Raw genomic sequence first — 8,540 nt, 5'->3', positions numbered from 1 at the left:
CTACAAACTTGGCCGGTCGGAACGGGATGGCTTTGCAAAGGAGAATTTCAATTCCTTATAGGTATTCTACAAACTTGTTACATCCTTATCCTTTTTACCATACCATTGTGATATTTCAATTCCTTATAGGTATTCTACAAACTATAAGGGGCTTTGTAAGACTCTGCTTTCGCCTCTGCGAATTTCAATTCCTTATAGGTATTCTACAAACCGAGAGCAGCCGCACCACACGCGCTACAGATATCGAGATTTCAATTCCTTATAGGTATTCTACAAACCCCATGATACCGAACCGCTAGATGCTCCGTTTACGGCGAATTTCAATTCCTTATAGGTATTCTACAAACGGCAAAATGGAATTGTGAAGTTATTGGTTAGTGTTGAATTTCAATTCCTTATAGGTATTCTACAAACTAGCGGAATGTTCCGGGCGCAGGCGCAGTCCCCAACGCAATTTCAATTCCTTATAGGTATTCTACAAACTTTGTTGTAATCAATTGGTCAACAAACAGCGTCCGATCAATTTCAATTCCTTATAGGTATTCTACAAACCAAAAAAATCTTGTATACTCTTTGTTTCACTCGCGTAATTTCAATTCCTTATAGGTATTCTACAAACGCCAACCATACCGATAGATGCTAGTTCTTCTATGTCGATTTCAATTCCTTATAGGTATTCTACAAACGGATGACGGAAAAGGAGAATGAGCATGCCAAGATATCGATTTCAATTCCTTATAGGTATTCTACAAACTCTTTCGTTTGTTTTAGAAGATTGTCTGCATACATAACGATTTCAATTCCTTATAGGTATTCTACAAACTCCAGCGCTTCTTCGATTCATTGTACTGGCCAATCGGAATTTCAATTCCTTATAGGTATTCTACAAACAAGCATCACGCAGGGTTATTTTTTTAGCAAGGGGATGAATTTCAATTCCTTATAGGTATTCTACAAACCATGCATCCGACAGACCTAACCCACAGTTACGGTGCAATTTCAATTCCTTATAGGTATTCTACAAACACATTCTGTGACCTCCTTTTCTATGTCAGAATGGAAGATTTCAATTCCTTATAGGTATTCTACAAACTGCTGGAATGGTCTGAATTTCAACTCAAGATTTTCAATTTCAATTCCTTATAGGTATTCTACAAACTTACGAAGATGCACTAATTATCTACAAACCAGCGCAAATTTCAATTCCTTATAGGTATTCTACAAACAATTTATCTGCCTCCCTTCCAACTGAGGTTGGATTTGGATTTCAATTCCTTATAGGTATTCTACAAACATTCCACGATTTACGCCACACACACGCTACTCTCATGCATTTCAATTCCTTATAGGTATTCTACAAACATATGACATCTATCGCTATCAGGACTTGCTTACGCATTTCAATTCCTTATAGGTATTCTACAAACCTATAAATAAGAAGTTAAACGGAATACGCAAGTGGTATTTCAATTCCTTATAGGTATTCTACAAACTTGCCGCAGAAACGGCGGAACAAGCAGTTGAGTATTTATTTCAATTCCTTATAGGTATTCTACAAACTTGTTTTTCTGCAAGAGTATCGGCAAATGGATGCCAACCGATTTCAATTCCTTATAGGTATTCTACAAACGGTTTTACCAGTCTATTGTCGATATTTGTCGAAAAATTTCAATTCCTTATAGGTATTCTACAAACTTCAAGAGGAAGGAGACTATTTAAACGATGTCTTCAAAATTTCAATTCCTTATAGGTATTCTACAAACAGTATCTGAGAAAAATATACAATGTCTGTATCACAACATTTCAATTCCTTATAGGTATTCTACAAACAGCAAACGTTCAACCAAATTAACTAGAAAAAAACATGAATTTCAATTCCTTATAGGTATTCTACAAACGTAAACAAAGAGCATTAGAGCAAGCATATTCAAAAGCATTTCAATTCCTTATAGGTATTCTACAAACTTGACCTTCAAGAGGACCAGTTAACAATTGACCATTTCAATTTCAATTCCTTATAGGTATTCTACAAACCGTTTCCTCACCCAAGCCTAAAACCTCCTTATCCGCAATTTCAATTCCTTATAGGTATTCTACAAACCTTGATGTCTGATACCATCTCAGCGAACAGTTCGTCTCCATTTCAATTCCTTATAGGTATTCTACAAACTGAGCGCCAGACGTACCCATGTTTTCCACTGAAGGTTGGGATTTCAATTCCTTATAGGTATTCTACAAACTATCCCTGTATTGTCGAACGTCAATTGTACCCAAAATTTCAATTCCTTATAGGTATTCTACAAACTCATATTCAGTGACAGGTTTACGCGCACATGAGAAAAATTTCAATTCCTTATAGGTATTCTACAAACAATATGTGGGTCAATATAGCGCATCCACTCCTCATGAGATTTCAATTCCTTATAGGTATTCTACAAACGCAACTGCTTTGCGCGTTGGTCCGTCTGGGATTTCGATTTCAATTCCTTATAGGTATTCTACAAACAATAAGGATGGACACAATGAACGTTGCACCCATCCCGGATTTCAATTCCTTATAGGTATTCTACAAACCCACCGAAACAGCATCATACCAGCACTTCCAGCATGCCACACCTCGCTTCCATTTTCAAGAAAAAAAGCGCAATGCCTTGCTATTCCTGCCTTTTCCCTGTCGTCGATCCCCCGCCTTTTTTGCACGACCGATGACCGACGACACATTCTCCGCTGCACAGTAAGCATTTTCCCTCTAGTATACAAATTCTCTCAAAATCATCCCGTTTCCTCTTTTTCTTCTTCACTATATCGACTCTTACCACAATTAGGAAACGCGGTATAATAAGAGAAAAAAGCGGGAGAAAAACACCATGACAAAAGAAGACTTCAAAAAATTTCAGGAGCTGCTGCGCGCGCTCTTTCTCGATGGAAGCGCCTATGACCGCCAGAAACTCGCCGTGCTGCTCGGCATCTCGCCGCACACCCTAGACAAAGCCATCCGGGAACTGCGCGATATGAGCGAACAGACCGCACCCGGTACCTTTGTGGCCAACCGCGGCCGGCGCCTCTTCTTCTCACTCAAACACCGGCACTATGAATCCACCGGCAACTCTCTTCTTTTTCTCTACCGTCTCAAAATGCTGCGCACCAAAGAAAAAAGCCGCCTTCTTCAGGTCATTTCGAACCTGTTTGAAGAGCCAGGCTCCACCATCGAGGATTTTATGGCGGCGATCGACCAAAAGACCGACGAAGAAAACTGGAAACGCAGGAAGCAGGATCGGGTCGAACATATTGAGCCTGTCGAAAGAACAGCCGTGTTGAGCTACCTTCGCTATCTTGAAGACATCGGCGTGCTCGAGAAAAAAGAAGACGATACCTATTATCCGGTATGCGATGTATACGATGCTCTTACAGCCGAAGAATTACTGGAAATGTACCACTACGTTGACTATCAGGCAAACACCGGCCTCCTGTCGGTTCTGGGGTATCTGCTGGCTGCCAATTATCCGTCCGGACACCTGCACCGGATGCTTGTCGAAAACATAATGGATATCACACCGGGGGATCCGGTTCCCGAAGACTGGTTTCTCTCCTGCCTGGCGCGGGCTGAACAGGAGCTTGCGATAGGCTGGGGTGTGAGCGGCGGCAGACCGACAAAGGTGCGGATTAAATTTTATTTTGACGCCGTATCCGGAAGCTTTAATTTCATTCGCGAACGTGTACGGCGCGAAGGCCAGCACGGGACCATCGTGGAAGAGGGAGACGACTTTTTTATTTGAGCATTTTGCACATTTTTCAACCCAAAAGCCATAAGGTTTTCTAAAGCATAAGAAAAACTCGCGGGCGGTGCCGCTCGTCCTTTTTTCACACAGAAGACAAGCGGCCGCTTTGTGGCCCTTCGGTCGGACCGGCAAAACATCCGGGTACCTCGAGGAGGGAGACAATTGCCGGTCTTTCTCTCCCTTAAGGGTCACACGCTCCACACGGAAAAAGCAACGGTCGGCACACGCCTCGCGTGTTTTTCCTTGCTTACGAATGGAGGGAAAATACATTTCACTTTATCGCTGTAAAGCGAAATATACTTTCCTATACATTAAAAAAGGACTTCACCCCTTATTTGTAGAATTTTGAAGTGACCAAACCACAAAAATCCACAAGGAGGAAGTCACTTTGTATATTCTACAAGAAAGTCTATTTTCCTTTGAAGAATTGCAAATTTTAGAGTCAAAAGAGAAATTACCGATCTTTTTTAGTGCTCTAGATTTGCGTCCTTATGCTAAACAATTGAAAAGTTCTTCACCCCAAGGGGCTGAAGGACATTCCAAAGAAGGGATATTAAGGGCTCTATCGCTGCCCCATTAGAAGGTATTGATACTTTTACTTCTCTTCACAATCGATTGAAAAATGACCTGCGTTTTCGTTACCAATGTGGTTTAGATATTAGCAGGCCTGCACCATCCATCTCTACTCTTAGCCGAGTATTTTCTTCACTAACCAAAACTGGACTCGTGAAAAGAATCTTTCAAGATCTCGTCCAGTTAGCTCAAGAGGAAGGAGTAATTGATGGAAAACATCAGGCTATCGACAGTGCCGCCATTGATGCTTACGAAAAGAAGCAGCCTAAAAAGCGAAGTGAACAAACAGGCAACGCCAATTGGGGGGCAAAGTTTGATTCCTTCGGTAATAAAATTACTTGGTTTGGCTATAAGATGCATCTTTCCGTTGACACCAAAAGTGAATTACCAATGGCGATTGAAGTAACCCCTGCTCATATCAACGATGGGGATGTCGCACCACAATGAATTGAACAAGTAAAGAGTTGTACAAACTCTAAAATTGATTTCCTGATAATGGATGGTGGGTACGACCAGCTTAAAAACTACGAATCCGCCAAGAACATCGGGGCTCAAGCTATTATCCCACTCAATTTGCGTAATGAAAAGGAGCCTCCCGAAGGAATTGCCTCCAATGGAACCCCACGCTGTTCTATGGGGTACGAAATGACTTATTGGGGAGCCAATAAGGACCAGCTCAAATTCAGATGTCCACACGCAACCGGAAAAGTGGATTGCCCATTAGGAATGGCAGCCTGTTCATCCTCCAACTATGGAATGGTAGTAAAAATTAACGTGAATAAGGATCTTCGCCGATACTCTAATCCACACCGCGATTCCAAACGTTGGAAAGAACTTTACAATGAGCGAACCAGTGTAGAACGGTGCAATTCAAGAATGAAAAGTTATCTTACAACGAACTCCCTGCATGTGTGGGGAATCGATAAAGTAAAAACTCATATTTACTTGAACGCCATCGTATTACTGGTTTCAGCTCTCGCAATGGCAAAAGAGAGTAAAAAGCAACAAACCGCTTAAAAAATTTTTAAAGCGAAAAATTCTGCAAGTATGCCCAAAAAAGGACAAACAGAATATTTGTAAACCAAAGATACAAAATACCCCAATTTATTTGGGTTTCTTTTAAAACTCTTTTTACTAAAAATCTAATTTTGCAAAATGCTCATTTATGGATATTACCGTAAGCAAGGTCAACGAAATGAAGCCATGGATCCGGAGTTTCGCCCGATCGCGGAAGTCCTGGCGCCCGATAAGTTACGACAGAAGATAAAACAGGAGTGGGAGGCATTGCGGCATGAATACGACGTTCTTTGAAAAAGTACATAACCACGAACTCCGCCAGGCTCTGATTGATTATGCGGAACAGAACGGCAACTCTCTCTTTCCGATTACGGTCCAGGAGAAGCGATGGCTGAAAGGGATTCTACTTGCACCGGAAGCAGAACACTTCCTCTCCCCACACATCCGCGATACCCTGCTTGAACCGCTGGGCGGGTACGAGCCGCTGCAGGCGAGCCGGCAGGTCCTCGAAAAAGGAAAGCCACATCACGACCTGGCTCCCGCATCTGGAACATGGTATGAACACACACGCACACTGCGCCAGGCACTGGCAGAGCGAAGAGGGATTCGTCTCTCCTACCGTACCCGGGCTGGCCTTGCTATGACGGATTGCGAGGGCATTGCCTACCGGCTCGAGGTTTCCACGGTTAGACGGGAGTGGTATCTTCTCTGGCTTCCGCAGGAGCCGGGCGAGCAGCCGATTATCAGCACGCCGCTGTCGCTTCAGGATAATGTTTCGCTTTCCTCCGCCTGCGATGAGCGCCGTCTGGAAGAAATCCGTACCCTTTTCCAGCAAAAGCGCCGGCAGGCTCAGATACAAATCGTGCCGGAATATAACGGGGAACGCAGACGCATTTTTTACATGTTTTCCTGCTTTGAAAAAGAGGTGGCATACGTGAAAGACACCGATACGTATACCATTCATGTGTATTACCTGGAAGACGAGAAGGAATACATCCTCTCCCGCATCCGCTTTCTCGGCAAACGCATTCGTGTGTTTGCGCCGGAGGACATGAGGGTGCGCATGCGAGATACAGCGACCCGTGCGCTTGCCCGTTATACGGAAGAGACAGGAGGCGTCGACCTGTGCGTATCCGAGTGACCCTTGCTTTTGAAGATGCCCTTTCGCTACCTATTTCCTACCAGCAGGCCCTGCAGGCGATGGTGTACCGGATGATCGGGGATAAAGAACTGCAGCACTTCCTGCATAATCAGGGGTTTTCATTTGAGAACGCCCGCTTCAAGCCGCTCTGTTATTCCTGGCTGCAGGGGGCGTACCGGGTGCAGGGGCACCGGCTGACGTTTACCTCTCCGGTGACCTTTTCTATCAGTTCATGCTGGGAACTGCCTGTTCACATGCTTATGGCCTCGCTGGAGGAAAGAAAAGAGTTTCATCTCATGGGGACGCCAGTTCGTGTAGAAAAAGTAGAGCGAGTGAAAGAGCCGGTTTTTACGGAGGATATGACGGTTCGCACACTGTCACCGATTACGATCTATTCCACGCTGTATACGTCGGAAGGAAAGAAAGTGACACACTACTATGATCCGCAGGACCGGAAGTTCTCGGAGTTGATTCAACAGAATTTGATAAAGAAGGCACAGGCGTTCTGTCTCGGTGATTTCACCGGCCAGCCTTTCCGGATACAGCCGGTCGGCTCTTCTGCTTCGCGTCGGCAGCGAACGGTGCAGTACAAGGGAATTATTATTAAAGCCTGGCACGGTACGTTCCGTCTGAGCGGAAATCCGGAGCTGAAGAGGCTGGCCTATCAGAGCGGTGTCGGCGGGAAAAACGCGCACGGATTCGGTCTAGTGGAGGTATATTCACCTTCTGGTTCGAGGCAGTAAAAAATGGGTCTGTCGTCGATCTTCAGTGGTGTAAAAAACACCGGAGATCGACGACAGATGAAATACAGATATATCAAGAGTTTACGAGTTTTTTCTTGAAAATGGAAGCGAGGTGTGGCATGCTAGAAGTGTTGATAGGACGCTGCTTTGATGGGTTTGTAGCTTACCTATGAGGAATTGAAATCGCGGAATAACAGGCGCGTACATTATGCGACATGGAGTTTGTAGCTTACCTATGAGGAATTGAAATTCTACTGCTCTGTCAAAAATCATCTTTCGATTAAAGCGTTTGTAGCTTACCTATGAGGAATTGAAATGCGGCTGTTCGCTTGTTTTCTTTGCCGGAAGCGGAATAGTTTGTAGCTTACCTATGAGGAATTGAAATTGTACAACACGTACTGGGCACAACAAAACATCAAGCTGGTTTGTAGCTTACCTATGAGGAATTGAAATCCATCCCTTCATCGTGAATAAAATAGCCGGTCATCGCAGTTTGTAGCTTACCTATGAGGAATTGAAATTCTCACTAAGTCGCTGCGGGCTTGTCCCTAACGCTTTGGGTTTGTAGCTTACCTATGAGGAATTGAAATATAGAGGAGGTTCCGAATGCCGCCCCTTGTGATGATAAGGTTTGTAGCTTACCTATGAGGAATTGAAATTCGTTTGTCCACCAGACGAAAACGCTGCGCTGAAAGTTTGTAGCTTACCTATGAGGAATTGAAATCTCTGCAGATTTATTCCCTTCAACAACTTCTTTAAACGTTTGTAGCTTACCTATGAGGAATTGAAATCCTTTACCCTCATCCTTGTCTTCATCTGAGGACTTAGAGTTTGTAGCTTACCTATGAGGAATTGAAATAGGATTGGGTTCATCCGGTATCATCCTCCCTCCACCAAGTTTGTAGCTTACCTATGAGGAATTGAAACAAATATGCCTTAATCTCCTGTGCTGTCGGTGTGTAAGATTTATAGTTTACCTCACTAACGTTGCATTAAATTTTAGGAAATAATTTACATATCCTGACTATAAAAAAATCCTTTACAATTGAAGATAAAATATTTCGTCCCTGCTTTTTAACCGTCGATATGAAACTGCGTATGATACAAAATGTATGAGAACCACGTTTGCTACGGAATGTGCCTGATATTTTTTGCTTCAATTTTGCCATCCGTATATTTTTTAGGTCGCTCTAAGGATATGGACTAGGGGGAGTTTCTAAGGGGATTATGGATTGGTTATTTATGCGGCGCTCGTATTTCTATTATTGCTTTTATGTTTAATTGGGG

Annotated in this window: 3 protein-coding genes, 2 pseudogenes and 2 CRISPR repeat arrays; of the genes and pseudogenes, 4 read left to right on the top strand and 1 reads right to left on the bottom strand. The window is 43.4% G+C overall.

The window, feature by feature from the left end:
• Positions 1-44 precede the first annotated feature (44 nt).
• Positions 45-2,574: direct repeats of the CRISPR family, unit length 30 nt; unit sequence ATTTCAATTCCTTATAGGTATTCTACAAAC.
• Positions 2,575-2,867: 293 nt separating this feature from the next.
• From ADA01nite_RS20750 to cas6, 4 genes and pseudogenes are all read left to right on the top strand, one after another.
• A complete protein-coding gene (locus ADA01nite_RS20750) occupies positions 2,868-3,776 on the top strand; it encodes a hypothetical protein (protein WP_146812343.1) in 909 nt (302 codons plus the stop codon).
• Between the two features lie 391 nt (positions 3,777-4,167).
• Positions 4,168-5,369: pseudogene (locus ADA01nite_RS20745) on the top strand (transposase).
• A gap of 274 nt (positions 5,370-5,643) precedes the next feature.
• Positions 5,644-6,510: a WYL domain-containing protein gene (locus ADA01nite_RS20740; RefSeq protein WP_146812342.1), complete on the top strand. Its 867-nt coding sequence runs from the start codon at positions 5,644-5,646 to the stop codon at positions 6,508-6,510.
• A complete protein-coding gene (gene cas6, locus ADA01nite_RS20735) occupies positions 6,495-7,253 on the top strand; it encodes a CRISPR-associated endoribonuclease Cas6 (protein WP_146812341.1) in 759 nt (252 codons plus the stop codon). Before ADA01nite_RS20740 ends, cas6 begins: the two co-directional genes overlap by 16 nt.
• A gap of 154 nt (positions 7,254-7,407) precedes the next feature.
• A CRISPR array of direct repeats spans positions 7,408-8,180; the repeat unit is 30 nt; unit sequence GTTTGTAGCTTACCTATGAGGAATTGAAAT.
• Between the two features lie 65 nt (positions 8,181-8,245).
• Here cas6 and ADA01nite_RS23220 read toward each other — a convergent pair.
• A pseudogene (locus ADA01nite_RS23220) lies at positions 8,246-8,434 on the bottom strand (hypothetical protein); the annotation flags it as partial.
• Between the last annotated feature and the right edge of the window lie 106 nt (positions 8,435-8,540).

It is taken from the genome of Aneurinibacillus danicus (assembly GCF_007991215.1).
Lineage (GTDB): Bacteria > Bacillota > Bacilli > Aneurinibacillales > Aneurinibacillaceae > Aneurinibacillus > Aneurinibacillus danicus.
This window is presented reverse-complemented; position numbering and strand designations above follow the sequence as displayed.